The sequence below is a fragment of the Odoribacter splanchnicus DSM 20712 genome, assembly GCF_000190535.1.
GTDB lineage: Bacteria > Bacteroidota > Bacteroidia > Bacteroidales > Marinifilaceae > Odoribacter > Odoribacter splanchnicus.
On sequence record NC_015160.1, the window covers coordinates 3,274,225 to 3,299,655 of the forward strand.

At 42.9% G+C, this 25,431-nt stretch carries 20 protein-coding genes and 2 tRNA genes; 11 read left to right on the plus strand and 11 right to left on the minus strand.

Going from position 1 to position 25,431, the window contains the following annotated elements:
- The 7 genes from ODOSP_RS13815 to radA all read left to right on the plus strand — a co-directional run bounded on the left by ODOSP_RS13815 (position 1) and on the right by radA (position 9,625).
- Positions 1 to 972: a hypothetical protein gene (locus tag ODOSP_RS13815; RefSeq protein ID WP_013612921.1), complete on the plus strand. Its 972-nt coding sequence runs from the start codon at positions 1 to 3 to the stop codon at positions 970 to 972.
- Between the two features lie 10 nt (positions 973 to 982).
- Positions 983 to 1,948 carry a fibrobacter succinogenes major paralogous domain-containing protein gene (locus ODOSP_RS19960; protein WP_013612922.1) on the plus strand — a complete coding sequence of 322 codons (966 nt, stop codon included), beginning with the start codon at positions 983 to 985 and terminating at the stop codon, positions 1,946 to 1,948.
- A gap of 74 nt (positions 1,949 to 2,022) precedes the next feature.
- A complete protein-coding gene (locus ODOSP_RS18950) occupies positions 2,023 to 3,480 on the plus strand; it encodes a thioredoxin family protein (protein WP_013612923.1) in 1,458 nt (485 codons plus the stop codon).
- Positions 3,481 to 4,075: 595 nt separating this feature from the next.
- On the plus strand, positions 4,076 to 5,248 hold the full coding sequence (locus ODOSP_RS13830) for an AAA family ATPase (RefSeq protein ID WP_013612925.1): 1,173 nt from the start codon (positions 4,076 to 4,078) through the stop codon (positions 5,246 to 5,248).
- Positions 5,249 to 5,251: 3 nt separating this feature from the next.
- Complete coding sequence (locus tag ODOSP_RS13835) at positions 5,252 to 5,881, plus strand: hypothetical protein (protein ID WP_013612926.1); 630 nt, start codon at positions 5,252 to 5,254, stop codon at positions 5,879 to 5,881.
- A gap of 28 nt (positions 5,882 to 5,909) precedes the next feature.
- The gene (locus ODOSP_RS13840; RefSeq protein ID WP_013612927.1) at positions 5,910 to 8,246 is read left to right on the plus strand and encodes a transglycosylase domain-containing protein; all 2,337 of its coding nucleotides are present in this window, start codon (positions 5,910 to 5,912) and stop codon (positions 8,244 to 8,246) included.
- A 17-nt stretch (positions 8,247 to 8,263) separates the two neighbouring features.
- A complete protein-coding gene (radA, locus tag ODOSP_RS13845) occupies positions 8,264 to 9,625 on the plus strand; it encodes a DNA repair protein RadA (protein WP_013612928.1) in 1,362 nt (453 codons plus the stop codon).
- Positions 9,626 to 9,777: 152 nt separating this feature from the next.
- On the opposite strand, the gene ODOSP_RS13850 is transcribed toward radA, so the two are convergent.
- The 6 genes from ODOSP_RS13850 to ODOSP_RS13875 all read right to left on the minus strand — a co-directional run bounded on the left by ODOSP_RS13850 (position 9,778) and on the right by ODOSP_RS13875 (position 16,014).
- The gene (locus ODOSP_RS13850; RefSeq protein WP_013612929.1) at positions 9,778 to 11,793 is read right to left on the minus strand and encodes a leucine-rich repeat protein; all 2,016 of its coding nucleotides are present in this window, start codon (positions 11,791 to 11,793) and stop codon (positions 9,778 to 9,780) included.
- Between the two features lie 12 nt (positions 11,794 to 11,805).
- A complete protein-coding gene (locus tag ODOSP_RS13855) occupies positions 11,806 to 13,113 on the minus strand; it encodes an outer membrane beta-barrel protein (RefSeq protein ID WP_041556870.1) in 1,308 nt (435 codons plus the stop codon).
- A gap of 330 nt (positions 13,114 to 13,443) precedes the next feature.
- Entirely contained in the window at positions 13,444 to 14,109 is a 666-nt protein-coding gene (locus tag ODOSP_RS13860; RefSeq protein ID WP_013612931.1) for a recombinase family protein, read from the minus strand.
- 249 nt (positions 14,110 to 14,358) lie between these two features.
- Positions 14,359 to 14,431: transfer RNA gene (locus ODOSP_RS13865), tRNA-Lys, on the minus strand.
- Positions 14,432 to 14,514: 83 nt separating this feature from the next.
- Positions 14,515 to 15,234: a YebC/PmpR family DNA-binding transcriptional regulator gene (locus tag ODOSP_RS13870; protein WP_013612932.1), complete on the minus strand. Its 720-nt coding sequence runs from the start codon at positions 15,232 to 15,234 to the stop codon at positions 14,515 to 14,517.
- A 99-nt stretch (positions 15,235 to 15,333) separates the two neighbouring features.
- Positions 15,334 to 16,014, minus strand: a complete 681-nt coding sequence (locus ODOSP_RS13875) for a leucine-rich repeat domain-containing protein (RefSeq protein WP_013612933.1) — start codon at positions 16,012 to 16,014, stop codon at positions 15,334 to 15,336.
- 495 nt (positions 16,015 to 16,509) lie between these two features.
- Here ODOSP_RS13875 and ODOSP_RS13880 point away from each other — a divergent pair, with 495 nt between their 5' ends.
- Both ODOSP_RS13880 and ODOSP_RS13885 read left to right on the plus strand, forming a co-directional pair.
- Entirely contained in the window at positions 16,510 to 17,526 is a 1,017-nt protein-coding gene (locus ODOSP_RS13880) for a LacI family DNA-binding transcriptional regulator (protein WP_013612934.1), read from the plus strand.
- A gap of 38 nt (positions 17,527 to 17,564) precedes the next feature.
- Positions 17,565 to 19,124: an alpha-glucosidase C-terminal domain-containing protein gene (locus ODOSP_RS13885; RefSeq protein ID WP_013612935.1), complete on the plus strand. Its 1,560-nt coding sequence runs from the start codon at positions 17,565 to 17,567 to the stop codon at positions 19,122 to 19,124.
- Between the two features lie 285 nt (positions 19,125 to 19,409).
- On the opposite strand, the gene ahpF is transcribed toward ODOSP_RS13885, so the two are convergent.
- Together ahpF and ahpC are read right to left on the minus strand one after the other, a co-directional pair.
- On the minus strand, positions 19,410 to 20,963 hold the full coding sequence (gene ahpF / locus ODOSP_RS13890; RefSeq protein ID WP_013612936.1) for an alkyl hydroperoxide reductase subunit F: 1,554 nt from the start codon (positions 20,961 to 20,963) through the stop codon (positions 19,410 to 19,412).
- 96 nt (positions 20,964 to 21,059) lie between these two features.
- Positions 21,060 to 21,626, minus strand: a complete 567-nt coding sequence (gene ahpC / locus ODOSP_RS13895; protein ID WP_013612937.1) for an alkyl hydroperoxide reductase subunit C — start codon at positions 21,624 to 21,626, stop codon at positions 21,060 to 21,062.
- Positions 21,627 to 21,789: 163 nt separating this feature from the next.
- Between ahpC and ODOSP_RS13900 the strand changes: the two genes are divergently transcribed.
- Positions 21,790 to 22,194 carry an acyl-CoA thioesterase gene (locus ODOSP_RS13900; RefSeq protein WP_013612938.1) on the plus strand — a complete coding sequence of 135 codons (405 nt, stop codon included), beginning with the start codon at positions 21,790 to 21,792 and terminating at the stop codon, positions 22,192 to 22,194.
- A gap of 79 nt (positions 22,195 to 22,273) precedes the next feature.
- Positions 22,274 to 22,348: transfer RNA gene (locus ODOSP_RS13905), tRNA-Val, on the plus strand.
- Positions 22,349 to 22,495: 147 nt separating this feature from the next.
- Here ODOSP_RS13905 and ODOSP_RS13910 read toward each other — a convergent pair.
- From ODOSP_RS13910 to ODOSP_RS13920, 3 genes are read right to left on the minus strand one after another with little or no spacing between them, the layout of a single operon-like run.
- Positions 22,496 to 23,614, minus strand: coding sequence for a DUF362 domain-containing protein (locus tag ODOSP_RS13910; RefSeq protein ID WP_013612939.1), 1,119 nt, complete (start codon positions 23,612 to 23,614; stop codon positions 22,496 to 22,498).
- Positions 23,615 to 23,619: 5 nt separating this feature from the next.
- Positions 23,620 to 24,609, minus strand: a complete 990-nt coding sequence (locus ODOSP_RS13915; protein ID WP_013612940.1) for a Gfo/Idh/MocA family protein — start codon at positions 24,607 to 24,609, stop codon at positions 23,620 to 23,622.
- A gap of 3 nt (positions 24,610 to 24,612) precedes the next feature.
- Complete coding sequence (locus tag ODOSP_RS13920; protein WP_041556873.1) at positions 24,613 to 25,383, minus strand: exodeoxyribonuclease III; 771 nt, start codon at positions 25,381 to 25,383, stop codon at positions 24,613 to 24,615.
- Between the last annotated feature and the right edge of the window lie 48 nt (positions 25,384 to 25,431).

A 25,431-nucleotide genomic window follows, 5' to 3' on the forward strand; every position in this document is an offset into this window, starting at 1 on the left:
ATGAGAAGGTTTATATATATATGTTTCTGCCTGCTAATGATAGCGTGCAGTAAGGAAAGTACATTGGAATCCCGGATAAATCTGGATGAATTGTATGTTATACAGGATGATCCTGACGATCCTGTAAAGCATCGGATTTATGAAATTTATGAAACTTATGGGATACCGGTATATTTCAATGATACGATCGGGAGGATATTTTTGAAAACAGACGTCCATGGGCAACCGGTTTATCAATATGAAAAACTGGATTTGGCTTGGGGATACGATAGTTATAAAAAACTGGAATATCATTATCAGTATATAACTGATCCGGAAAAACAATTGGAAGTACTGACCTGGATCGGGCAATACCTGAGAGATGCTGACAAAGCTTTATTCCCTTTTTGTTTTTTTGTCCCGGAATCGGTGACAACTAAAAATTTGGATAACAGGGAGGTGACAGAAGTCGATCAACAGTTTATGATAGGTTTCCGTACGTTAACTATGATTATGGGAAATTGGGAAGGAGAAAATCCCGGGGATATTCTGTTGAATATGAAAAGGAATATGGTAACTCAAAAAATCAAAAATTATTCAGAAGACTTGGCATATTTCAACAAAGTTTCCGATGCGAACTGGTACGGGACAAAGTATTGGTCGGAGGTGGATAATACCATTACTACTTACTGGAATTGTGATGTCTTGAATCCGGATTATACGGGTAGTCTGACCGGGGAGGCTTTGGAAGAGCAACGGGTAGAGGCGCGGGCTGTTACAGGCCGTTTCGGTTTCGTTATGGGAGATGAGTGGGGAGGTGGATTGTTTACTCCTTATGATACCCAGAGAGATCTGGAGTGTTTTGTAAAAGTTATACTGGCTACTGGTTCGGATGAGGTTTTCCGTGAACAATGGGGTACTTATCCCCTGGTCATGGAAAAATATGAGGTGTTGTATGAGATTATTACTGAAAAATTGGGTGTTGAATTGTAAAACGGGTATTATGAAAAAGATCATATATATATTATTCGGAATGTTGGCGTGGTGGTCTTGTGAAGATGAAAATTCTTTGATCGGACCGGAAGGAGTCTTTTCGGAATATACTGATTCAAGGGATGGAAAGATCTACCGTTGTGTGACTATCGGAGACCAGACCTGGATGGCGGAAAATTTGGCCTACCGTCTGCCTTTAGGAAGTGTAGACGGTTGTTATACTTATCGGGAGGAGAATTTGGATACAAACCGCATTGAACCTGCTCGGGCCCTGTTCGATGAGGTTGTACAGAATGCTATAAATGACGGGAAGATCAGTAGCGATCCTTTACCGGAAGTACCTTTTTTTTCCCCGGCATCTTTTGTTATGATGTATCTTGACTACCCTGGTTCGGCAGTGAGTATTGTAAATTTAATTGCTAATACGGTAACGTGGTATCCTTCCATGCAATCCACGGTGGAAACATTAAATCAAATCCTGGCAGAAACTAAAACAAAGACTATCGGTTTGACGGCAGAGGAATATTTTTTGAATGCGGAGGAAGAGAATGACGGATATGCAGAAAAGTACGGTTTGTTGTATACTTATGATGCAGCTCTAAAGGCTTTGCCAGATGGATGGCGTTTGCCGACCGATGAAGACTGGAAAAAATTGGAAACAGAACTTTATATGGACGGCGATGAACTCGGATTATTGGAACAATGGCGCGGGAAACAGGCCGGTATGCTATTGAAGGAAGAAGGTACCGGTTTCAGAATATTGTATGGAGGTACCCGGGCCTATGGAACTTTTGCCTATGGAACTCCTTATATGAATAAAGATATGAATGCTTATTTTTGGTCATCTTCCAAGATTGTGCAGAGTGATTCCGTTCAGACAGGTATTATTCGTGCTGCTTCAAAAGTGTATGAAGGGATTCTGCGGGGAACCTCCAATTTGACGGCGGCTTATAGCGTACGTTGTATAAAAGAATAAGCCGGTAGTATGGAGTTATTCAGATATGTTACAGGAATAATTTGGGATTGTTAATTAATTTAAAAGAAGATTTTATGAAAAAATTGATGTTGGCTTTTGTGCTGCTTTTAGGTGTAGTAGTGAGTGTAAAAGCACAGAGTATATATGGAGATAAAGTAAAAACAGATGTAAAAATGAAATATATTTATTCATTTGAGGAGGCTTTAAAAAAAGCCCGGGAGGTGAATAAGCCTATTTTTGTGAATTGTTTTGCTGATTGGGCTGTGCCTTGCCACGGGATGAACCAACTGGTTTTCAGTGACCAGCAGTTTGCCGACTGGATGGACCGGCATTTCGTAAACCTTTTTATCGATATAACTACGAATGAGGGACGTCCGTTAGCTACCAAATACAATACACTCCAAATGGCCCATTATATTGTATTGGATCAGGACGGAAATTTGATTTACCGGATTGTTGGCGGGCATCAGTTACCGGAATTTCAGGAATTGCTTGCGAAGTCCCTGGATCCGAAAACTACACTGCCGGAAATGAACCGGCGTTATGAAAAAGGAGAACGTAACCTGAAATTTTTACGTGCTTATGCCGATGTTTTAAATACAGCCTCTGAGGATGAGAAAGCTAAAAAAGTGATAGAAGATATTTTTGCCCGTTTAAAGGATAAACAATTGCCGAAGGAAGAGAACTGGAAATATTTTATGCAGAAAATACGGACCAATGAAGATGAATTGTTTAAAAAGCTGATTACCCGGAAAGCTGAGTTTGTGAAAAATATAGGGCAGGAGAAAGTGGATAGATTTATTTCCGGGATTTACTTTGCCAAATTGTTCCCTTATGCCTGCGGAACGACTCCTTATGATGGTAATCTGATGGTAGATCTGGCATTGGAATTGCACAAATGTAATCTACCCGATACAAACGGGGTTTTTGCTTTGTATAATATAACCAAGTATCGGGGAGAAAAGAAGTACGATAAAATGATTGAAGCCATGCGGGCTGGAATTCCGGGATGTCATAAGGAATTGGCCATGAATCTGGATGTGTGTTTGGGGGATATCAAAGGATTACCCAATCAAGAGCGGGATTTGTTGATCGGATACTTGAAAGAACGTTCCAAAGATTTGCAAAGACCTCCTTTGAGCTATTATGAACAGGCTATTTCCAATCTGGAAAACCGGGAAGGTGTCCAATTTCAGGATTTGATTTATGAAGAAGCCTTGAAGAAAGCGGGCAAAGAGGGGAAAATGGTGTTTATGGATTGTTATACCGTTTGGTGTGGCCCTTGTAAGATGATGAATGAACGGGTATTTACACAAAAGGTTGTCGGTGACTATTTTAAAAAACATTTTATTCCTTTGAAAGTAGATATGGAAAAAGGTGAAGGGATTGCTTTACGCAAAAAGTTTGATGTAAATGCATTTCCGACAATGTTTATTTTGGATGCTGAAGGAAATATTGTGGGTAAATTGCAGGGAGCACGGGATACGGATATTTTTTTGAAAGAATTGAAAGAAATTTTGGGAGATGAATAATTTTGGGTCGTTATGTACTATTTTACAGGAAGTTAAGATTTTGTAGAGTTCGTAAAAAATTTAAAAATAATACCTCTTAAAGTTTACTTTTGATGAGGCATTATTTAATGTATCGTGAATGTAAGATTTCTGAAATTACTAAATCCTCTGAAAAACTCAGGGGATTTTTTATGCACAAATCCCAGACTTTCCTAAGCCTGGGATTTGTTATTACTCAAAGATCTTTGTTCCGGTATTAATATTTTGTCCCGACTATTTACGATATGTATACCTCAAACAAAATAGAAGATTTGATATTTTTTTGTTGTTTTTATTTCTCAATCGGTCTGCATCTCTACAGCAAAGTGATCCGCAGCAATATTTCGGTGGCCGACCTGTGGCAGCGGCCCGGAAGTGCCCGAAGACAAAGTGTTTTCGCTCTCCGACTTTGAGTGTTAAGCGGAAAAGCTTCTGGTTCAATCTGATAGAAAAGAATGATTTCCTCTGAAAATGATGTTTTTAGAGAAAATCATTCTTTTTTAATTGTCTCGAAGCATAGATTATCCTATATTTGTCATTCAAGCTGATTTTGCTGAATTTTAAAATATAGGGCACCATGATTATTTCTAAAATCGAATTATTTAACTGGAAAAACTTTCACCGATGTGAGGTTGGAGTGCAAGAGCGGTGCTTTGTTGTGGGAGCGAATGCTGCAGGAAAATCCAATTTTATCGATGCACTTCGCTTTTTGCGGGATGTTGCTAAGCAAGGTGGGGGACTTCAAACGGCTGTGCGGGTGAGGGGCGGTATTACAAAAATACGTTGCCTGGCAGCCCGTGAGCAATCGAATGTAAAGTTGGCTATCGAATTAAGTGAGTCGGATAGTCGGGAGCTGTGCTGGCACTATGAATTGAACTTTAAGCATACGGGAGGAGGAATACGGGAAAATCAGGTAAAAATTGTTTCTGAGAAAGTTTTTTCGGGGAGAGAACAGCGCTATGTACTGGATCGTTCGGCTGAAACCTTGGGAGAGGATGAAGAAACATTGAAATATACTTATTTGGAACAGCCGAATGCCAACAAAGATTTCCGGGTGATTCAGCAATTCCTGCAAAATGTCGAATATCTCAATGTCGTCCCACAAATGGTCCGGGAATCAGCTTCGTCTAGTTATAGCGGGGATAAGGAGGATTATTATGGACGTAATTTTTTGAAAAGACTGGCTTTGTTAAATGATAATACCCGTCGCTCTTATTTTCGGAAAATCAATGAATTTTTGAAATTGGCGGTGCCCCAGCTGGAGGAATTATCTTTTGTTAAAGATGAGATAGGAGTTCCGCATCTGGAGGCACGTTATGTACATTGGAGGACCCGGGGGAGTAAACAGCAGGAAATGCAATTTTCTGATGGAACTTTGAGGTTGATCGGTTTTTTGTTTGCATTGATTGATTCGAACGGAGTGTTATTGTTGGAAGAACCTGAAATAAATCTTCATCCTGGGATTGTGGCCCAATTCCCTGAATTTATAGCAAAAATTCAGCGAGTGAAAAAGGGAGGCAGGCAGGTGTTCATCACTACACATAGTTATGATATTTTGTCGAATGAAGGAATAGCTCCCGAAGAAGTATTGTTGTTGACCAATAGTCCGGAAGGAACTGAAGTGGAAGTGTTGTCAAACGTAGAAAAGGCAAAAAATATTTTGGCAGCCGGTTTCTCTATGGCGGATGTGGTAATGCCATTGACAAAACCCTGGTCGATCGAATCGATGTCTCACATAAAATTAGACTGATCTATGATAGGTGTGTATATTGTGGGAGAAGACGATGTCACCCGGCATGTCATTTACCGGATATTGAGTTATTGTGGTGCCGGGCGGTTTACTGTTTTGATGGAATTACCGGCAAGGGGAGGAGAAATTAAGAATAAAATTCCGAATTTCAATCAATTAGCGATGAAATTTCCGGTTATCTTATTGACGGATTTGGATGCGGATAATTGTGCACCTGAATTAAAGAGAAAATTACTCGGAGGGTTGGAACAGGCGGAGAATTTAGTGTTTAATGTAGCTGTAGATGAAGCTGAAGCCTGGTTAATGGCTGATCGGGATGGATTTGCAAAATATATCTCTGTCGATGTCGATCAGTTACCTTGTGCCGGACTGCAGAAACAAGGAGGAGCAAAAGCCTGTATGGAAATGCAGTTTAGTTGTAAGTCTTCTTATTTTCTGACCCATATTCTGATTCGGGAAAGTTCGGACCAGACGTTGAAAAAACAGTTGATGGCTAAAGGGAAAGCAAGTAAAGGACGGGAATACAATACGGCAATTCTGCCCTTTATCAATGAGTGCTGGGATATTGAATCGGCTATGAGGAATTCGGATAGTCTGTGTCGTATGGTGGGACGTATAAAAGCGTTATTATAATTTATAGATAGTTTGAATATTAGGTAAAATGTTTAAAAAATATTGGAAATTCTTTGTGATCTTTTGGTCGGTAGTGCTGGTAGGCATTATCGGAGTTTTTGTTTTCTTTTGGTTGATATCGGCCGGGAAATTAGGATTTATGCCTACATTTGAAGAATTGGAGAATCCCAATAATCGGTTTGCTTCCGAAGTTTATTTTGCCGACGGGCCTATCATGAACCGTTATTTTGAGAAGGAGAACCGGAAATATATCGAATACCGGGAAATTCCACAATCTGTGATCGATGCGTTGATCGCTACCGAAGATGTCCGTTTTTACGATCATAGCGGAGTCGATGTGAGGGGATTGTTCCGGGTAGCTAAGGGATTACTTACGGCTAATACTTCGGCCGGAGGTGGAAGTACCATTAGTCAGCAATTGGCGAAAATGCTCTTTCCCCGTGAATCCGATTTGAATGTGTTTGAATTGGCGATTCGTAAATTCCGGGAATGGGTGATTGCAGTACGTTTGGAAAAAAGCTATACGAAAGAAGAAATTCTGACCATGTATCTCAACAAATATGATTTTCTGAATCTGGCTGTAGGAATCAGTTCGGCTGCAGATATTTATTTCCAGGTTCCCTTGGATTCGTTGAAAGTCGAACAGGCGGCTATGTTGATCGGGATGGCTAAGAATTCTTCTTACTATAATCCGGTCCGTCGTCCTGAGCTCACTCTAAATCGCCGGAATGTCGTTTTATCTCAAATGTATAAATACGATAAAATCACCCGCGAAGAGTGTGATTCTTTAAAGAAGTTACCTTTGGGATTGAATTTTAAACGGGTCGATCATAAAGAAGGATTAGCAACTTATTTCCGGGAATATCTTCGTTTGTTTATGACTGCGAATAAGCCCGATAGAAAACGTTACAGAGATTTATCACAGTTCAGGCTGGATTCGGTTGCCTGGAAAACCAATCCTTTGTATGGGTGGTGTAAAAAGAATGTAAAAGTAGACGGTTCGCATTATGATCTGTATTCCGATGGATTGAAAATCTATACGACTCTGGATTCCCGGATGCAGAAATATGCTGAAGAAGCCGTACGCGAGCATCTTTCCCAGGATTTACAGCCTTTATTCGATAAAGAAAAAGTGAAAAAACACCGTCCTCCTTTTTCTAACGACATGACACCTGCCGAGATTGAAGAGGTGCTGGACCGTTCTATCCGTCAGTCCGAGCGTTATCGGGTACTGAGTAAGCAAGGGATGAGTTTCGACGAAATCCGGAAGACGTTCGATCAACCTTTGGAAATGCAGGTATTTACCTGGAGCGGTATCCGGGATACAGTGATGACACCTTTGGATTCTATCAAACATTATAAATCATTTTTCCGCTCGGGATTTATGGTTATGCAGCCTCAGACAGGTTATATCAAAGCTTATGTCGGCGGACCGGATTACCGTTATTTTATGTACGATATGGTGAGTGCCGGAAAGCGACAGGTCGGTTCTACCATCAAACCGATCTTATATACCCTGGCTATGCAGGAAGGTCTCGGGCCTTGTGATAAAGTGCCGAATATTCCCCAAACCTTTATCCTTCCGACAGGTGAACCCTGGTCGGCACGGGGAGGTACGAAACGTCAGGGAGAAATGGTTACTTTACGTTGGGGATTGGCCAATTCGGAGAATAATATTTCGGCTTGGGTATTGAAACAATTTACTCCCGAAGCTGTTGCTCAAATGGCCCATAAGATGGGGATTACCAGTTTTATCGATCCGGTACCTTCTGTATTTTTAGGTACTGCTGAAATTACGGTAAAAGAAATGGTGGCTGCTTACTCGATTTTTGCGAATAAGGGTGTATACAATTCTCCGCTGCCTGTCTATCGGATTGAAGATAAATATGGGAATGTACTTCAGGAATTCCGTCCCGAATCCCGGGAAGTCATCACTGAGAATACGGCTTATCTGATGTGTAATTTGCTGGAAGGCGTAGTGACTGGCGGGACAGGTGTCCGTTTGCGTTATAAATATAAACTGATGAATCCGATGGGGGGAAAGACCGGTACCACCCAAAAGCATGCCGATGGTTGGTTTATGGGTGTTACTCCCGACTTGGTCGGTGGCGTTTGGGTTGGAGCAGAAGATCGTTCCATCCATTTCCAAAATCTGGCTAATGGACAGGGAGCTAGTATGGCCTTACCTATTTGGGCTAAATTTTTGCTGAAAGCTTATGCCGATCCCCGATTGAAAATGTCCGACCGTCCTTTCGACCGTCCTGCCGGAATCAATAAGCGTCTGGATTGTGATGAGACGATTTCCGAGGCAGAAGTGAAAGAAATGAATAACGGTATCCGGGAAGATGAGGAAGAATTTTATTAATCGGATTATAAGTTGATATGGTAAAGTCGAAAACAATATATGTGTGCCAGAATTGCGGGGCGAAAGAGACTAAGTGGACCGGGCGTTGTAATGTTTGCGGCGAATGGAATAGTTTTGTGGAAGAAGTCGAGGTAACTTCGAAAAGCCGGGGGAATGCAGTAATAGGTAATCCTTCCTCCAAAGCGTTGCGTTTGTCTGAGATCAAAGTGAATGCAGATGTTCGGATGGATACCGGAGATAACGAGCTGAACCGGGTATTGGGAGGAGGTATGGTTCCGGGATCGATGATTCTGTTAGGTGGTGAACCGGGTATCGGTAAATCGACTTTAGTATTGCAGTTCGCTCTTCATAACCGTTGTGGAAAAGTGTTGTATGTATCCGGTGAAGAAAGTATTTCGCAAATAAAGATGAGAGCTCAGCGTTTAGGAGCCGAAAACGACGAATGTCTGTTCCTTTCCGGAAATTCTTTGGAAATGGTCTTGCAGCATGCACGTGCTATTTTGCCCGATTTATTGATTATCGATTCGATACAGACTTTAGCTACCGAAGCTGTAGACTCTATTCCCGGTAGTCTGTCTCAGATTCGTGAATGTACCAATACCTTACTCCGTTTTAGCAAAGAAAATACGATTTCTACTATATTGATCGGCCATATTACGAAAGACGGCCAATTGGCCGGTCCCAAGATATTGGAACATATGGTGGATACTGTTCTGCAATTTGAAGGTGATCAGCAATATATGTACCGTATTTTACGTTCGATGAAGAACCGGTTCGGTTCGACTTCCGAAATCGGGATTTATGAAATGTTGCAATCAGGATTGAGGCAGGTCACCAATCCTTCCGAACTACTTTTGTCCAATCATGATCAGGAATTGAGTGGAATAGCGGTTTCTGCTACTGTAGAGGGCGTGAGACCGATTTTATTGGAAGTACAGTCTTTGGTGTCGACAGCCGCTTACGGAGTTCCTCAGCGCTCTGCTACGGGCTTTGATTCGCGTCGCTTGAATATGCTATTGGCAGTGCTCGAAAAACGGGTCGGTTTTAAATTGGCTGCTAAAGATGTTTTCTTGAATATTGCCGGTGGTATCCGGGTGAGTGATCCGGCACTGGATTTAGCCGTAGTCATGGCTGTTTTGTCGTCGAATATCGATGCAGCTCTTCCGGCAGATACGGTTTTTGCCGGAGAGGTCGGGCTTTCAGGTGAGATTCGGGCTGTCAGTCGCATCGAACAGCGGATATCGGAAGCTGAAAAACTAGGTTTTAAACGAATCTTTGTGCCCTTGGGAAATAAAAAAGGATTTACCCGCAAAGCGACTCATATCGAAGTGGCATTCGTTTCCAGAATAGCGGACATCTGCCGCAGTCTGTTCGGGTGATTCGGGAAAGTTCAGCGATCACAGCGATCATCTGCCCTGAAGCGGGAATAAGCGAAATGTTTTACAAAAATTGCAGATCTACCGAAGACCTGTCCTAATAAATATTCCTCGGATCAAACGATCCGAGGAATATTTATTAAATGTCATTATACCTATTGCGTAGGCATCGAGCTTATCCCATATATGACTTTCGTTATTTGGAAATTATTGGGGGCAGCCCAATAATCCGGCCAAGCTTGTCTGTATGTTTCGAGTTGTTCGTCAGGAACATATATTCTATAGCTGGCATTGGTGACTGTCCAGCCGTCTGCTACGGGAAAAGCACCTTTCCCCAAGGTAGCCGGAGTCTCATCCGGACATAAGATCGTTTCCAATGCAGAACATCGATTGAATGCATTTGTACCGATTCTTTCGAGTTGTGTTCCGAGAATTACTTTTTTCAATGATGAACATTGACTGAAAGCTTTATCATCAATCACGGTAACTGCATCGGGAATTGTGATCTCTTCCAAGAGAGAACAATTTATAAAAGTATTATTAGATATTCTTTTTAGTGATTCCGGCAATTTGATATTTTGTAATTTAGAGCATTGCTCAAATGTATTGGAGGGTAATTCTTCAATATTGGCCTGAATATCGGCCGAAATCAATTCGGCGCATTTACTAAATACAGCCCTATCCAATGAGACAACACTTTTCGGTATGGTAATTCGGGTCAGTTTTGAATACCCGAAACAAGTATTTCCAATTGATTTTAAAGTATTCGGTAATTCAATTGTTTCTATGCTGCTCTGCTGAAAAGCGACACCCTCTATTATCTCGATCCCTGAAGGTAAGACAATGCTTATTATTTGGTCTTCATAGAGGAATGCACCGTCGTTCACCCGTTCGACCGTTCCGGTATAAGCCCATTTACCCTCTTTGGTATTTTTGTCGTATGTACATTGCTCGTCAAGAAACGTGCAGTTTTTACCCCCGAAACGAGGGCCATATGCACCATTATTCCACCCAAGTTGTTGGTGTGCCGTATATTCGATATACTTCATCTGTTTGACAACCAGTTTTCGCATTATGGTGCGTTCGTCGTCTGAAGCGAATACCAGTATCCCGCTTTCCGGTTCGCTGATCGCTGCCGGATCGTCGGGAGCGGAAACAGAGATTTTCTTACCGGTTTTATCTACCGTGACCTTGTATCCGCTGTGCGAAATGCATGCGATGGAAATTTGTGCGTTCAAAGGATTCGTCAATTCGTAGTTTACTACTGCCGTTGTACCTGCGCTACAGTAAACCGTCATCTCTTTCACTTTGTCGGTTCCCGAGACGAACAAAAGGTCGAATTTGTCTTTGTAGTAAGGCAGTTTTATCTGTTCGCCGTTTTCAGACAGTGTCAGAACGAGATAATCCGGATCGGAATTGTCAACATCGCTGAACATCGAATCTCCGTTCTGGCCGGGATCGCCCGTAGCCCGATCCAGTTTAGTCCACATTTGTCCCCCGTCGTAAGAGATATACCAATAACCGTCTTCCCTGATCTCCAACTTAGGGGTGATGCCGTTATCGCCTTTGTTTCCGTTATCGCCTTTGAGGGATTCCAGCCATTCTTCTTCGGTGCCCCGATAACCATTTTCGACCGCCAGTTCATAGGCCGATTTGCCGTCGTTGCCATTACTTCCGTTGAGCGATGCAAGCCATGCTTCGAGCGTGCCCCGGTAGCCTTTCTCGACTGCCAGTTCGTAGGCCGATTTGCCGGCCATACCTTGTGCCATGACCCGATCCCCACGGTCGTCCGTCAGCCATTCACCGTCGAACGTCCAATAATAGATGCCGCCATCCTGTTTGATCCCGATCACCGGCGCCGTACCTTGCTGGCCGTCTTTTCCGTGGTATATCGTTACAGGACCGCTTTTGATGAAGGTGATCGTGTAGCCGATCGTTTTCCCGTTTTCTACTACCGGGGTTACACCGGTCACGTAATCGTTGCCCTGCAATGCTTCTACGATCAGTTGAAGGGAGGTTATATTGGTGTTCATCCGGCTGCACAACTCTTCGAGCGCGGCCAGACGCGAATCTATATACTCGCTCTTGTTCCATATGGCGATTTCGTCGTACTCCGTACAGGAAATCAACGACAATAAGCCAAAAATCATACAAGTTATTATCTTCTTCATGACATTTCCAGATTAAAAATTAATTCCCATTCTAACGATGAAACAGTGGTTCCTGACATGTTTGTATCCTACTTTGTGGTTGTCTTCCCCGTACATCGTGTCGGTTTTGTCGATATCGATAAGTCCTGTATGGTAATCCGCTCCGATAATGAAGCGACCGAACGCAGCATCGACCCCGCACGAAACGCCCATGTCGTGGCGCGAAAATCCACCTTCTTTTTTAAAGATGGAGATTTTTTCATCTTCAACCTCACGTTTCCCGCCTATACCGACTGCGTAATATAATCCTGCGAACGGTATAAATGCGAAGTGTTTTCCTAACGCGACGGTGTAGTCGATACCCACAGGGATCTGTATGTAATTCATCGTGGTACGACTGTCGTCGAATCCGTTGACTTCGTATCCTTTGTTTATAAAGCTCACTCCTGTTCGCAGGTAGAACGGCAGTTGCCGGCTGAGCCTGACCCGGTCGGTTACGCCGATTTCGTAACCCGGTTTTGCCGATGAGGTCAGTCCGTAAGAGGTGATCCATGAGGTACAGTATCCAGCGTGTACACCGACGGTATTTGCCGGATACGAACGTACCGGCTTTACATCGACGGTTGTCGGTGTCGATGTTGCAGGAGGGGCTATTTCCTTATCCGCAGGTGCTTTGGCCAGGATAGTTTGTAAAGACTCGGTGTTTTCGGCTTTGTATGATGGAGCCGCTTCAGCTTGTTTTTCGCAGTTTTTCTCTACGACATGCAGATAGAGCGTGATATTGACGCTGTTGCGCAGATCGGGAAAGAAGTGCTCCAACATATAATTATACGGTTTACCTTTCTGCAAATCCATCAACTGCTTTTTACGGCCGTCGACGATGTGTCCCTTGTCATCGTAAATCCATAGCGGAGTATGGTCGAGAATGTCCAATACTTCGTTACGTCCTGCCATGTCGGATGCTACGACTTGCTCCCGTAGCATGTTCCATGCGACACCTTCGGCGTGATGTTCGATCAGATGGGGAGGAACGTTTCCTTCGCGGACAAGATAGGCTTTCAGCTCTTCCGCCCGCCGGGCCGCCAATTGTTCGTTTGCCTGCACCGCTCCGTCGGGAGAGGCATATGAACGGATGACGATCTTTTCTACACGGTCGTTTTTTAATGTCGCGCCGATCGAATTTAAGAAATACTCCAGCTGTGACCGATTGTCCCGGAATGAAGGATCGACATTACGGTACCCGCGGCGATAATAGATTTTTATAGAATCCGCCGCTTCCTGTGCCTGCACGCTTCCAATGGTCAATGCACAGGTAAATAGAAAGAATAAGATTTTTTTCATTCGACATTCAAATATCATCGGATTAATACTTCTAACCAACGATAAACTTGGATGTTATCCTTTGTATCTATCTTGTTTAAACGTTCCTCTGAACGCCTCGGACGAATAATACATGGTATAAAACCATATAACGGCACATATGGGCAATCATAATTCTTTGATTATAAAAATATTATATATTAATCTTGTACATATACTAAAAACGATATAAATTTGTAGTTGAAAACCAACGTTTTAATCAACGTATAAACACATAAAGGAGGATAGTTATGGCGGCTTTCTGTCAAATCGAGCGGGAATCCGGTGATATACCTGAATTTCCGTCATTTCTTAAGCATTGATTTGTTTGTTTTTAAATCGACTGATTCTAAGCTGTTCTTTTTTGTTCAGCGCCTTCTGGACAGATGGGTATTTCATCCTGAATTTGGCAAACGTATCGCGTGAAAGATCGAAATGTTTGCAAATATCGTTTATGGACTTCCCTTTATTAAGCATCGCAATGACGACCTGTCGATTCTTGATCAGTACGTTCATCTTGGTATAGCTACCGTGGCGCCGTCCCAAAACCATTCCCTCCGCACGCCGTAGTGCCAACGCTTCGCGTGTACGCATAGAGATAAGGTTACGTTCGATCTCCGCCACCAGTCCGAAAGCGAAACACAGAACTTTGCTGTTGATCGTGTTGTCGAACGAGTAGCCTTCCTTGGTCGTATAAAGATTTATTCCCCTTTCCAGACATTTGCCCATAATCGCCATGATATCCGTGAGCGTCCGGCTCAGACGCGAAATTTCCGTGACGATCAGTGTGTCGTCTCGTTTAAGTCGGCGTAACAGTACGCCCAGTTTGCGGTCGCGTTCGCTCTTTTTGCCGCTGGCAACTTCTGTGACCCAATGATTGACGATGAGTTGTTTACTTTCGGCAAAACGCCTGATTTCATCCTGCTGGTTGGCCGGATGTTGTTTTTCCGTGCTGACACGTAGATAACCTATTATCATGATATTAATAATTTTAACTGAGGCAACATCACCTCGTCCGGTAAAATTAGTCGTATGCTACGGGTTTCGGGATACATTAGTGCCGGATATAAGAAATCCGGGTTATTGGTTGGCTGGAGTCATCATTATAATTCGGCCGTTTCCTGAATCGTTCCGGGACATGATTGTTAGTTAAAACAACTTGCTTAAATAGTAGAAAAACAAGCATAAAAAGAAAACCACCTACGAAAGTAGGTGGTTTATTCTCAGTGACCTCGGAGGGGCTCGAACCCTCGGCCCATTGATTAAGAGTCAATTGCTCTACCAGCTGAGCTACGAAGTCATCATTTTGTCGCATACGGATAAATTCCGTTTTGCGGGTGCAAATATGCAACAATATTTTTAATTCTGCAAGAATAAACGGAATTAATCTTCTTTGATGTTGTGGTAAACGTTGGTTACGTCATCATCTTCATCCAGTTTGTCCAGAATTTTATCAACTTCTGCTCTTTGTTCAGGGGTCAATTCTTTCGTATCGGTAGGGATACGGGTGAATTCTCCGCTGACGATATCGTATTTATTTTCTTCCAGGTATTTTTGGATATTTCCGTAAGCATCGAACGAGCCATAGAGATTGATTACTCCATCTTCGTCTTCGAAGATTTCATCTACTCCGTAGTCGATCATTTCCAGTTCGAATTCATCCGGATCGAAATTTTCCGGTTTATTGATTTTGAATACACACTTCCGGTCGAACATAAAGTCGAGTGAGCCGGTCGTTCCTAGCGAACCCCCGAACTTGGTAAAGGCATGGCGTACATTCGCCACGGTCCGGGTGTTGTTGTCTGTAGCTGCTTCTACAACGATGGCAATGCCATAAGGTGCATATCCTTCATAAGTGATTTCCTTGTAATCAGAAGTATCTTTAGAGATTGCTCGTTTGATAGCCCGTTCTACATTTTCTTTAGGCATATTTTCAGCCTTGGCATTCTGAATCAGAATACGAAGACGGGTATTGTTTGCTGGGTCGGGGCCACCGGCTTTTACGGCAATATCGATTTCTTTTCCGATTCTGGTAAACGTACGGGCCATATTACCCCATCTTTTCAATTTGCGTGCTTTGCGGTATTCAAACGCTCTTCCCATAATATATTTTATTTAATTCCTTATTTTGTTGATATTTATGAGGCGCAAAGTTATATTATTTCGGTCAAAAAGTGAAAACTAAAAACTAAAAAGTATCTGTTAATCCCAGTTTTTTAGTTTGAGAAGATGATAATCAGAAAATTCACTGCCTGGGTTTTCCAGATAATAGATCATGGCCCGTTTCGTCCGGTGGGGTAATTGGCTGAATAACAGATCTAATTTTTCTTTATTTAATAAGTTATTACACAAGTCTATATAAAGAATATCCCTGCAATGGTTCAAACAAACGGAAGTCAGGTGATTGAATGAACAATACAAAGATTGAAGCTTAGGGCATAAAGAAAGGTCGAGGGTTTCCAAAAGATTATAGGAAACATTCAATTGCATCAACTTTGGATTGGAACTGAGATCCAGGGTTTGTAAATTATTGGAATTGCAATGCAACTCTTCCAATGCCGGACATGAGGAAAGATCCAGTTCCTTCAATTCATTGATCGAACAGTTCAGATATTCCAAAGAAGGACAATGTTCGAGTTGTAAATCGACTAAATTTAACCGGCTGACATTCAGATTTGAAATCCGGTGGCCTGAAATTTTGATATGAAACAGTCCTTCTTGCTGATAGTGATGGACGATGTTGAAGTATTGTTTTTCTTTCAGAATTGAACTTGTTCCGTCTCCCCAGTCTATAGACAGATCACTGGCATATATTCCTGCCTTAAAGGGGATATTTGCATAGCTGATAAAGTGGATGTGGAATTCTTCCGCACTAATATTCATTTTAATCGTAGTTTAGTTCTAAAAAAAGCGTGTTCCGAGTGTCTGTCAGAAGGGTACCGCCAAGCACCTAAAAGCAAAACACAACAGCCCACGCTTATGCATGAACATTACATTTTATTCTTGCTTTTGTTCAAAATTGGCGGTTTCTCTGACAAGAATAAAATAACGACTAAATTCTATATTTCCCTTCTCTAAGGAATGTGACAAACATAATAAAAAATAAGAATTAAATAATCGTCTGTAACCTATTTCTGCATTTTTATGGACTGTTGTTTTGCTTTTAGTCTTTATTCATAAATTCATAATTACGCGTACATACACTGTTTTATTTGTTTAATGTAAAATATATATCTTGATTTAGCTAGTTATTTCGTATCAAAACTATATTAAACTTCCGAGAACTTTTGTGTTATAATCGTTTTTATTTCAGAAAATAACAGAAATCGCTTTCTGAAACTTTTCATACTTACAGGCGTTAAAAAATAAAAAGTCGATATGGCAGTTTCTGTATCCTTAAAAAAATTGGCTGAAATACTTGGGTTGGCTCCTTCTACCGTTTCGCGTGCACTGAAGGGGCATCCGGATATTAGCCGGGCTACTCAGGAAAGGGTGAGGGCTTTGGCACAGGAATTGCACTATAAACCTAGTGCGTTGGCATTGAGTCTGAGAAATAAAAGATCTAACTCGATCGCTATGCTGGTTCCTTTTTTAGGAAATTATTTTTATGCCTGTGCTGTGAGTAGTGTGATTCGTTCTGCATATTCATCGGGGTATAAGGTGATTGTGTTTGAAAATGGAGAGGATTATGAACAAGAGGTAAAGATCTGTCAGTTTCTCCAGAAATCCGGGATCGATGGCTTGGTAGTTGCGCCTGCCAGGACGACGAATGACCTGGATCATTTTGTGAAATTGCAGCATGAGGGGATTCCGATGGTGTTTTTCGATCGTATAGCTCCCAATCTGGATACCGACCGGGTACTCGAAGATGATTATAAAGGAGCCTGTACGGTGGTCAGACATATGATTGACGGTGGATGCCGGAAGATTGCACATATCGCTTTGCCCCGCCGTTATCTTTGGGCGCAGAAAAGAGAAAAAGGATATTTGCAGGCGTTGAAAGACCGGCATTTGTTCACCGATGAAAAACTGATCGTCGAATGTGAGGATGTGTCGGAAGTTTATAGAATTACCCGGCAATTGGTGTTGCATTCCGGAGTCGATGGTATTTTTGCCGCTAACGATGCCTTTGCCGTGCATGTATTGAGTGTACTTCGGCAGATGAAATGCAGGGTACCGGAAGAAGTTGCTGTATGCGGATATGGTAACGAACCATCGACAGAAGTAACCTTTCCCGCTTTGACTACCGTGAATAAAGATGGGTATCGGGTAGGGAATATCGCTGCCGGTTTGTTGATTCGCCGCATCGAGGATAAAGAGGAGGTCCCGACAGTGACCCGGTTGTTGAAACCCGAATTAATTGTACGGGATTCTACTCTGTCTGTCGATCGGTAATAAATTTATTATATCTTTGATAAGTTAATGATTTACGAATGTTGATGAGAATATTGATTCCTTTTATAATTTTATCCTGTATCGTGTGTTGCAGGACAAAAGAATTGCGAATTCCCGATCAACCGGGCCTGTCCCATTTGGCTTCGCCCGTTTTTCTGAAGTCCGATACCACTTGGGTCGATCTGAAGGATTATTTCTTATATCCTGAAAAAATTAAAAAAATTACTCCGTTTGCCGGTGTAAAGTTGTATTGGGACAAAACGGCCTCTACGTTAGGAGTAATTGCCGGGGATTCAGGTGTGTTATTATCCGGGATGAACATCCGTTACGAGGGATATGATTATCAGATTCCGGTGATGCGGCCGAATCCGGATGCCGGTTTTTATATCGGTACCGATGAAGTAAGGGGAGATACGTTTTTTTTACAGAGTACCTCTCCGGTAATAGACTGGGCTGTTTATTTTCAAAATTATAAACTGGCAGAAAATTTCCTTTCCTGTACGGAAAAGAGGGTAGGTATCGTGTTACCCGAAGCTGCCCGTCAGTTGAAGTATGGAGAGTTGAGGATTTGGGCGAGAGATAGTTTCAGTATTTCAAATGCGATTATTATCCCTCTTAGACGAGGCAAATTGATTACCGAAGTCGGGCAATTGAACGATACAGATAAGAGGACTACAGTTATTTATGGTTTGGAAGTGAAAGAGTTGGCCACGCCGGATACCGGGTTCATAGCCGATTCGATGAACCCGGCTTATTCGAATATAGAGGTTGCTGCTATCGGTCAAAAAATGGTAGAAGGTTATTTCAAAGACTTGGGGATAAATACGCTCTATTTGTTTCCGAAAGCTTCGGCTGATAGTTTGTCTGCCGATCTTCGAAAGTTGGAGCTGGAAGCTCGGCGGTGCCGGCTGACCGTTGTCGTAACGGACAGTCTTGCCGGATTAGACCGTTTTGTTTTTGATAAAGCCACTGCGGTTTTTGCCAGGTCGAATACGGGTTTTGAAATTTTAGCACAGGCATTGAATGCTACTTTTCAGGATGCGGAGAATGACTATTTAGGGATTCATTATTCGGGTAACGGCGAAGCTCCGCGTTTTGTCACCCGTACCGATGAATTTTCCCTTTTGCCTGTACAGAGTGAGCGACAGGATACGGTCTATCGGAAATTAGTCCAATTTCTGGCTTTTAATGTGACGATTCCGGGGATTCCTATGGTTGGGGAAGGGGATGAAATCGGTTGGCCGAAAAAGGAAGGAATACTTGGGCAGGGGGAGGAATGGACCGACGAACAGCTGAACGTGAAATCGAAGCTGAGTGCTTTAAATCAATTGCGAGGTGAACATATGGCTTTACTCTATGGGGATTTTATCCCCCTTCGGGTGGAAAAGCAAATTTACGCTTATATCCGTTCTTTTTTCGGTAAAAATGTCCTCGTAGTTTTCAACAAAGGCAAAGAAACGGTCTCTTTAAAGCTCGATTTACCGGAGATGAAACGGGAGGAAAACTTCTCTTCCCTATTCGGTAACCGTTTTAGCTATGATAATTCGAAAATAATTCTGGATGTCCCCGCCTATGGAGTCGAGATCATCTATAATTGAATAGTCACCTGGGCGAAAGTTTATAAAGTTCATCGATTTTATAGATGCTTTTTCTTTGGCGAGGTTCTTTTTATTTCCTGACAATATGTGCTGGTATTCGATTGGGCTATGTCTTGAAATTCCCTTTTGTTCAGCTTCTCTATGTATAAATAATAACATCGACTTAGTGAAAGTTGACAGGATTAGCAACTTGGGTATTGTTGTTTTTGTGTATATTTTAGAAAACGGATAAGGTTCGCTTTTCAGGCTTCCTGAGAAACGAACCGAATCAAAAATAAAGTGATGTTAATCCAATACCCCTTTAATACGGTCTTCGAAAGCTGAGAGTGCTGCTTTGGCTCCTTCTCCCATTGAGATAATAATTTGTTTATAGGGGACGGTGGAAACATCGCCGGCTGCATAGATACCCGGAATGTCGGTCCGGCAATGGGCATCGATGATGATTTCTTCCAGACGATTGGTCGCGACAATTTCTTTAAAAGCACTGCTATTGGCTGCTAGTCCGATTTGTACGAAAATACCGTCCAGGGGGAACAAGCGTTCATTACCCGTTGTCCTGTCTTTTGTGCGAATGCCTGTCACTTTTTCTTTGTCTCCCACCACTTCGGTTGTTTGGGAGTTGACCAGAATTTCTACATTAGGCAGACTTTTCGCTTTTTCCTGTAATACCTGATCGGCTTTTAACTCTTCCAGGAATTCAAAAACAGTTACTTTAGAACAAATTCCCGCCAAATCGATCGCTGCTTCGATTCCTGAATTACCTCCTCCGATGACAGCCACGTGTTTTCCTTTATAAAAAGGACCATCACAGTGGGGGCAAAAAGCTACTCCTTTACCGATATAGTCTGTTTCGCCAGGTACATTCAAACGCCGCCAACTAGCTCCGGTAGCGATAATGATAGCCGGGGCGACAAATTTTTCTCCTCCGGTTACCGAAAGAATTTTTTCTTTTCCGGTATGCTCCATTTTTTCCACTTTCCGATGTTCGAACAGATCGATCGGATAATGTTGAAGATGGGTACGCAGATTATCGGCAAGCTGACTACCTGTCGTGTAAGGAATAGAAATCAGATTTTCGATACCCACGGTTTCTTTCACCTGGCCTCCGATACGCTCGGCAATGATGGCTACTTTCAGTCCTTTTCTGGCCGAGTAGATGGCTGCCGAAGAGCCTGCCGGACCACCTCCTACGATCAGGACGTCGTATTTCTTTTCCGGGATTTCCTGGCCGGTATTCTCCGAACCGTAGGTCGCCTCCAATTTTTCAAGGAGTTCTCCGAATTCTCCCCGTCCGATGTGTATGAGCTTACCGTCGGCATATACCGAAGGCACTCCCTGTATATGCAGAGCCTCTACTTCGGCTTGATTTATCGCTCCGTCTACCATTTCGTGTTCTATGTTGTCGTTCAGGATAGCCATCAGATTCAAGGCCTGTACAACATCCGGACAATTCGTACATGTTAAGGATACATAGGTAGTTAACCGGATCGGTCCCTTCAAGGCTGCTATACGTTTCTGTAAGTTCCCGTCGGGTATGTTTTTCCCTTTGCCGTCGCTGTTGAGGATGGCCAATAGTAAAGAAGTGAATTCGTGACCGTTCGGTATGCCCCGGAATTTGATCCTCGTTTTTTGTTCATTTTTCAGCAATTCAAATTCCAGCCCCTCTCCTTCTTCCAGCCGGTAATTGATTTTTTCTGAACAAGAGGCGACATCCTCTAATAGTTCGATCAATTCATTCCGGTTTTCGTGTCGGGGATTAAGCCGGATTAAAAAAGTGTATCGGGAATCCAGCGGTGCAAAAATGGTGCGTAACTGGTCTTTTAATGCTGTTTCTAACATAGCGTATATTTTTTCAGAAGATGATAAAGGGTTTCAATGGCAGGCAGACTTTTCAGCAACCGGTCGGACCATTGAAACCCTGAAATTAGTCCGGGATTAAATTTTACCGACTAAGTCGATACTGGGCTTTAAGGTCGCTTCACCTTTTTTCCATTTAGCCGGGCAAACTTCACCGGTATGAGTGGCTACGAATTGAGCCGCTTCAACTTTTCTTAAAAGTTCGTTCGCGTCCCTCCCGATGTTATTGTCATGAATTTCTACAACTTTGATCTGGCCTTCCGGATTCACGACAAAAGTTCCCCGGTAAGCCATTCCTTCTTCCTCGATCATGACTCCGAACGCACGGCTTAAAGCTCCTGTCGGGTCTGCCAACATCGGATATTTGATTTTACGGATGCTTTCAGAAGCATCGTGCCATGCTTTGTGTACAAAGTGAGAGTCTGTGCTTACAGAGTAGATCTCCACACCCATGGCCTGAAATTGTTCGTACTTTTCAGCCATATCGACCAATTCGGTCGGACAAACAAAAGTGAAGTCGGCCGGATAGAAGAAGAAGATTCCCCATTTACCCTTTACATCTTTGTCGGTTACTGTTTTGAATTGACCGTTTTGAAATGCCTGTACACTGAATTCAGGAAGCTGAGAATTGATAATTGTTTGCATAATCTTTATTTTTAAATTGTTATTGTTTTTTCTTTTCGATACAAAAATATATCAATTATGTCGATAAATAAAATATTTTTGATCGATAGTTTCTATGCTGATATAGATAAACCGAATGAGTGAAAAAGAACCCTTATCTTTGTTGTGATTTTAAATGAAAGTTATGAGAAAGTATATTTTTGAATTGGAGATGAAAGTCCGGGATTATGAGTGTGATTTGCAGGGGGTGGTGAATAATGCCAATTATCAGCATTATATGGAGCATGCCCGTCATGAGTTTTTGGAGCATGCCGGTGCTAATTTCGGGGAATTACATCAGCAAGGTATCGATGCGATGGTGGCCCGGGTCGAGATCGACTATAAAGTGTCTTTGATCAGCGGGAATCGTTTTTCTGTTAAATTGAATATATCCCGGGAAGGGGCTAAGCTGGTGTTTTTAGAAGATATTTATCGGCTGTCGGATGATAAGTTATGTGCCCGTGGCCGGGTGGAATCGATTTGTGTAAAGGATGGGAAATTGACCCGGGGGGAATTATTCGATGAAATCTTTGCCGATTATTTGAAATAATTTTGAAAAAAAACAGCATTTTGTTTGGAGTGAAAGAAAAAAGCACTACTTTTGTACCCGCAATCGAACAAGATCGCACGGGCGCTTAGCTCAGTTGGTTCAGAGCATCTGGTTTACACCCAGAGGGTCGGGGGTTCGAATCCCTCAGCGCCCACAAAAGGAAGTCAAAAAGGCTTCCTTTCTTTTTTCCCGTAGTTAAAGAGGTGCGATGGGATCGATCGGAAAATCTGTTTTTTTCATGTCATAAGGGGCAAAGTCCCGAATAATCCCTCGGCGTTTTTTACAGTCCGACCGTAACGGGTCATACGGAGATCAGTTCATAATCGAGTGTCCCGACCCCTATTTTTTCTGCGTGTTGAAGTCCGGCCAGCCAATTGGTATCGGGATGGATCAGATGGAATTTATCCGTCCCTTGCAGGTGTTCATGGGGATGAGCTTCCGAGAGTTTATTCCCTCCGATGACAGGGGCTGCAATGACCAGGTCGGCACAGGCTTTATCGAGCGCAACCGGATCGAACGAAGCCAAAATTCCCAGATCCGGAATAATAGCAGCATCATTGTGATTCCAGCAATCACATTCGGGGGATACGTTCATGATAAAGCTGATGTGGAAATGAGGTTTGTCCTTTAGTACGGCCTGTGTGTATTCTGCTATTTTATAATTCAGGCGTTCGGAAGTGTCGCTTTCGCCCATCACGGCGGCATCGTATTGACAAAGTGCCACGCATTGACCACAACCGACACAACGTGAATAATCTATTTCTGCAATATGTTGTGCATCGAAGTGGATGGCTTCGTGGGCACAATGTTTGATGCAGATACCGCATTTCTTACAGTTTTGGCTATCGATAACGGGTTGGGAAGCAGAATGAAGTTCGAGTTTCCCTCCTACACTGGCACATCCCATGCCGAGGTTTTTCAATGCTCCGCCGAATCCAGCCTGTTCATGTCCTTTAAAATGGTTCATCGTGACGATGATATCCGCGTCGGCAATCGCTGCTCCGATTTTCGGAGCCTGACAATATTCTCCCCCGATTTCTATTTCCCTGTACTCCGTCCCTTTAAGTCCGTCGGCAATGATTACCTGGCATTGAGCGGAAATCGGATTGAAACCGTTTTCCATAGCACTTTGCAGATGGTCTACGGCGTTGGCCCGGTGTCCGGAATAAAGCGTGTTACAATCTGTCAGGAAAGGTTTGGCACCTAAAGAACGTAAAACTTGTACCAGGCGGGCGGCATAATTGGGCCGTATGTAGGCTAGATTTCCGGGTTCTCCGAAATGAATCTTTATTGCTGTAAACTGCTGTTCGAATGAAATATCGGCAATACCTGCTTTTCTGACCAAACGCTCCATTTTATCCAACAGATTGCTGTTGGGGGTGGTCCTCAGGTTGGTGAAATATACTTTGGCTTTGTTCATGATGGTTATTTGTCGGCAGGATAAATGATCCCTGATTGTTTGCGTACTTCATCGATGATTTCAAGCGTGGCGAGCGAATGATCATGACTATTGATCGTCGATTCGCATAGCCTTCTTTCTATCAGATCGATAAATTCCGCTATTTCATAATAATATTCGTTGTGTGAGGCCGGGACCGAAAGATCCTGGATTTGTCCCCCTTTGGGGATAAATTTTACTTCACGGATGGTTTGAATACGATCTAAAATAAAAGTTCCTTTTTCTCCCTGGATTTCTGCAGGTAAAAAGGAATCTGCAATCTTTGAATACAGAACGGTAGCATTCAGGTTTTCGTATTCGAAGTTTACAGCCCCTTGGCCGTCTACTCCTGTCGAAAGTTTCAATCCTGTGGCGCTAATACGTTTAGGGCGGCCGAAAAGGACGACCAGGGGATATACGGTGTAAACTCCTAAATCCATCATAGCCCCGTTCGAAAGTTCGGGATTAAAAGCATTCAATACAATTCCCGCTTTTAATTTGTCATAACGCGAAGAATATTGACAATAGCTGGCAAAATAGCGTCTTAAGCATCCTGCTTCCGCTAAATGCCGGCGAAGTTGCCGGAAGTTAGGGGTAAGAGTCGATTTCATGGCTTCCATCAAAGTAACGCCATTTTGCCGGGCTACCCGAATCATTTCCCTGGCTTCTTTTGCATTAGAAGCCAGGGGCTTTTCGCAAAGGACGTGTTTCCCTTGTTGCATGAAAAGAATACTCAAAGCCGCATGTAAAGAATTAGGGACAGCGATATATACGGCATCGATTAAAGAACTGGCTGCCATTTCTTCGGGCGAAGTGAAGAGGTGTGGTATGCCGTGCTTAAGGGCAAAAGCCTGGCCCGTTTCCCTGCTTCGCGAACAGACGGCCGTGGCTTCGAAACGCAACTCTTCGCGGGCTGCTTCAAGAATCCAGTCGGTAATAAAATTGGTACCTATTATTCCGAAACGTACTTTTCTCATACTTTAGAGTACTTTCAATTCAACGACTGCCGGACAGTGGTCCGAGTGCTTTACCTGGGGTAGAATATAGGCATCTTTTAGCAGAGGGATGACTTCCGGGCTGACCATGCAGTAGTCGATACGCCAGCCTTTATTGTTGTTCCGCGCATTCGCCCGGAAACTCCACCAGGTGTATTGATGAGGTTCTTCGGGATGAAAATACCGGAAAGTATCGGTAAATCCTGATTCCAGGAACAGGCTCATCCATTCCCGTTCTTCGGGTAGGAAACCACTACTGTTGGCATTCCGTACCGGATCGTGAATGTCGATCGGACGATGGCAGATGTTATAATCCCCGCAAAGGATCAGTTTTTTACGGGTTTTGCTGAGTTTCATAACATAATGCCGGAAGTCTTCGAGCCATTTCATTTTAAAGGCTTGTCTTTCCTCTCCGGTGGTGCCTGAAGGATGGTAGACACTGACAATAGAAAGGTCGCCGTAATCGGCCCGCAAGAAACGTCCTTCCCGATCGTATTCCTGCATCCCCATTCCGTATTCCAGATGATCGGGGGTGATTCTAGTCAGGATGGCTACCCCACTGTAGCCTTTTTTCTCGGCTGAGAAAAAGAAAGAACGATAACCTAAAGCTTCGAATTCAAGTGTGGGAATTTGATCCGGTTGGGCTTTCGTTTCCTGTAAACAGACAATATCCGGTAGCTCTTCTGCCAGCCAGTCCGTAAATCCTTTCGATAAAGCACTACGCAGGCCATTGACGTTATAAGTGATAATTTTTATAATTGATTTTCTTTATTACAAAATTAAAAAAATATTGGTAATAGAATC

What these genes read in the sequence shown, in the direction of transcription:
- ODOSP_RS13885 (WP_013612935.1), top strand. Translation starts at nt 17,565, where the DNA reads ATGTTGATGAGAATATTGATTCCTTTTATAATTTTATCCTGTATCGTG.
- ODOSP_RS13850 (WP_013612929.1), bottom strand. Translation starts at nt 11,793, where the DNA reads ATGAAGAAGATAATAACTTGTATGATTTTTGGCTTATTGTCGTTGATT.
- ODOSP_RS18950 (WP_013612923.1), top strand. Translation starts at nt 2,023, where the DNA reads ATGAAAAAATTGATGTTGGCTTTTGTGCTGCTTTTAGGTGTAGTAGTG.
- ODOSP_RS19960 (WP_013612922.1), top strand. Translation starts at nt 983, where the DNA reads ATGAAAAAGATCATATATATATTATTCGGAATGTTGGCGTGGTGGTCT.
- ODOSP_RS13840 (WP_013612927.1), top strand. Translation starts at nt 5,910, where the DNA reads ATGTTTAAAAAATATTGGAAATTCTTTGTGATCTTTTGGTCGGTAGTG.
- ODOSP_RS13915 (WP_013612940.1), bottom strand. Translation starts at nt 24,609, where the DNA reads ATGAGAAAAGTACGTTTCGGAATAATAGGTACCAATTTTATTACCGAC.
- ahpC (WP_013612937.1), bottom strand. Translation starts at nt 21,626, where the DNA reads ATGCAAACAATTATCAATTCTCAGCTTCCTGAATTCAGTGTACAGGCA.
- ODOSP_RS13880 (WP_013612934.1), top strand. Translation starts at nt 16,510, where the DNA reads ATGGCAGTTTCTGTATCCTTAAAAAAATTGGCTGAAATACTTGGGTTG.
- ODOSP_RS13815 (WP_013612921.1), top strand. Translation starts at nt 1, where the DNA reads ATGAGAAGGTTTATATATATATGTTTCTGCCTGCTAATGATAGCGTGC.
- ODOSP_RS13870 (WP_013612932.1), bottom strand. Translation starts at nt 15,234, where the DNA reads ATGGGAAGAGCGTTTGAATACCGCAAAGCACGCAAATTGAAAAGATGG.
- ODOSP_RS13875 (WP_013612933.1), bottom strand. Translation starts at nt 16,014, where the DNA reads ATGAATATTAGTGCGGAAGAATTCCACATCCACTTTATCAGCTATGCA.
- ahpF (WP_013612936.1), bottom strand. Translation starts at nt 20,963, where the DNA reads ATGTTAGAAACAGCATTAAAAGACCAGTTACGCACCATTTTTGCACCG.
- ODOSP_RS13835 (WP_013612926.1), top strand. Translation starts at nt 5,252, where the DNA reads ATGATAGGTGTGTATATTGTGGGAGAAGACGATGTCACCCGGCATGTC.
- radA (WP_013612928.1), top strand. Translation starts at nt 8,264, where the DNA reads ATGGTAAAGTCGAAAACAATATATGTGTGCCAGAATTGCGGGGCGAAA.
- ODOSP_RS13900 (WP_013612938.1), top strand. Translation starts at nt 21,790, where the DNA reads ATGAGAAAGTATATTTTTGAATTGGAGATGAAAGTCCGGGATTATGAG.
- ODOSP_RS13860 (WP_013612931.1), bottom strand. Translation starts at nt 14,109, where the DNA reads ATGATAATAGGTTATCTACGTGTCAGCACGGAAAAACAACATCCGGCC.
- ODOSP_RS13830 (WP_013612925.1), top strand. Translation starts at nt 4,076, where the DNA reads ATGATTATTTCTAAAATCGAATTATTTAACTGGAAAAACTTTCACCGA.
- ODOSP_RS13910 (WP_013612939.1), bottom strand. Translation starts at nt 23,614, where the DNA reads ATGAACAAAGCCAAAGTATATTTCACCAACCTGAGGACCACCCCCAAC.
- ODOSP_RS13855 (WP_041556870.1), bottom strand. Translation starts at nt 13,113, where the DNA reads ATGAAAAAAATCTTATTCTTTCTATTTACCTGTGCATTGACCATTGGA.